Here is a 2265-nt window from a genome sequence, read left to right as displayed (position 1 = left end):
CGCCGCCCTGGGCGGCGCGCTCTGGATCGGGCCGCGCCGCAAGGACTGACCGCTAGGGCGCCGGGGCCTGGGCGGAGGCCCGGAGGGCCAGCAGTGCCACGTCGTCGTCGAGCGCTTCCGGCAGCACGGCCAGCAACCGGTCGCACAGTTCCTCCAGCGGCAGGTCCTGCATCCCGGCGACCTCGCCGCGCAGCCAGTCCAGCCCGTCGTCCAGCGTCGCCCCACGCCGCTCGGTGAGGCCGTCGGTGTAGAGCAGCAGGGTCGACCCGGGCGGGAGGAGGACGGCGTGCTCGACGCGCTGGGACGCCGGATCGACCCCCAGCAGCCGGTTGGGCATCCGCTCGAGGACGGTCACGGCGCCATCGGGTCCGAGCAGCAGTGGCGGTGGGTGGCCGGCGTTGGACCAGCGCAGCAGCCGCTGCGCCCGCTGCCCGTCCGGGCCGGCGCGTTCCACGCGGGCGAGGACGGCGGTGGCGAGGGTGCCCACCGCCAGGTCGCCCATGGCCCGGTCGAGCGCGGCCAGGACCCGCGCAGGCGACTCGGGCTGGCTGTGCGCCACGCCGCGCAGGACGTTGCGCACCTGGGCCATCGCCGCGGCGGCGTGCCGGTCGTGCCCGGTCACGTCGCCGATGACCAGCATCGTGCTCCCGTCGGGGACGCCGAACGCGTCGTACCAGTCCCCGCCGACCTGGGCCTGCTCGGCCGCGGGCACGTACCGGACGGCGATCTCGAGGTCGGCGAGCCGCGGCGGCTCGGTGAGCAGGCTGCGCTGCAACGCCTCGGCCATGCCACGGACGACCGCATGGGCCGCCTGCTCGGCCTGCCGGGTCTGGATCCGGTCCAGGACCTGGGCGCACTGCGCGGCGAACGCCTCGAGCAGCTCGACGTCCTGCGAGGTGAACACCCGCCGCTGCGGCCAGCCGACGGTGAGCGAGCCGAGGTTCCGGGCGCCGGCCTGCAGGGGGAACGCGACGCACGCCTCGGTGCCGGTCACCTCGAAGACGTGCGCGTCGTCCGGTGCCAGGACCAGGCACGCGGCCCGGTCGGGGAGCACCACCGGCCGTCCGGTGCGGGCGGCCACCGTCGCGGGCAGGGCCGAGGTCAGCGGCAGGTCACCGTGCCGGGGCCGCCCGCGCGTGAAGCCGCCCGTCCGCACGGTCGACAGGACGTCGCCGTCCTGACGGACGCCGAGGACGGCGCCGTGCGCGCCGAGGGCCGCCAGGCCGCTCTCGGTGAGGATGCGGACGAGGTCGTCGAGGCTCTCGGCAGCGGCGAGATCGAGGGCCACGCCCGCGAGGGCCGCCAGCCGGCGGGCCGTGGCGACCTCCGCCTCCCGCGAGGCGCTGAGCTCGAGGCCGCGGGCGTAGAGATCGGACTCCACCTCGAGCACCCGCCGGTGCCATTCGCGGCCGGGCGTCTGACCCTCCTGCCCTCCCCGTTCGCCGTGCCGCTGGTCCAGGACGTAGTCGGTGATGTCCTCGGCGCGCTGGATGACGTAGCGGGCAGCCCCGGACGCGTCGTGCACCGGGATGCTGATCAGGCTCCAGAAGCGCTTGTCGAACCCGCCCCGGCCGTCGGGGATGTCGTACTCCTGCAGCTCCATGGTGTCGATCCGGCCGGTCTCCAGGGCGCGCTCGAAGGAGCGCCGGATGTTCGTCGCCCCACCGTCGGGATCCCGCTCGTTCGGGTTTCCCGGGAACGCGTCGAACACGGGCCGACCCACGATGTCCTCGAGCGTGCGCCCCGTGGTCCGCAGGTAGGCCGCGTTCGCATCGGCGATCACGAGGTCGGGCGTCATCACCAGGTACGGCGTCGGCATGGCCTGGAAGATGGCCGCGTAATCGGTCCCGGAGGGTGGGGGATCGGGGAGCGGCCGCCGGCCGGACAGCTCGCTCACCTCGTCCGCCTCGGGCCCCCGGCCCGACGCCACATGGTGGCGCCCCCTCGACCTGCGATCCGGGACGTCCGGATCCGGCGCCGATCCTGCCACGCGCTCCGCGGGGCGGGGCGCTGATGCGGGCTCAGCCGGCGGCGCCGCGCCCGTGGCCGCCCGGCCGCTCCTTCTTCTCCTTCTCCTCCTTCTTCGCCTTGCCGGTCCCCGCGCCGCCGGCCGGCCCGGCCGCTGGGCCGGCGGGAGCCGGCGGCTGCACCACCACCTGCTCCGGCACTCCCGCCGACGGCGCCGGAGCGGCAGGGGCCGGAGGTGGCGCGACGGCGAACGAGACGCTGATCCGCTCGCCCGGGCGGACGGCGCCGGCCGGGCTG

The 2265-nt window shown here is 76.1% G+C and carries 1 protein-coding gene and 1 pseudogene; both read right to left on the bottom strand.

What is annotated here, in order from left to right; genetic code table 11:
- Positions 1–52: 52 nt before the first annotated feature.
- Positions 53–1897, bottom strand: a complete 1845-nt coding sequence (locus tag E4P40_RS27335; RefSeq protein WP_135161428.1) for a SpoIIE family protein phosphatase — start codon at positions 1895–1897, stop codon at positions 53–55.
- A 124-nt stretch (positions 1898–2021) separates the two neighbouring features.
- Positions 2022–2265 (bottom strand): annotated as a pseudogene (locus E4P40_RS28420) (hypothetical protein); the annotation flags it as partial.

This window comes from Blastococcus sp. CT_GayMR20, assembly GCF_004570345.1.
Note: the sequence above shows the minus strand (reverse complement) of the source record. Positions and strands in the feature narration are given on the sequence as shown.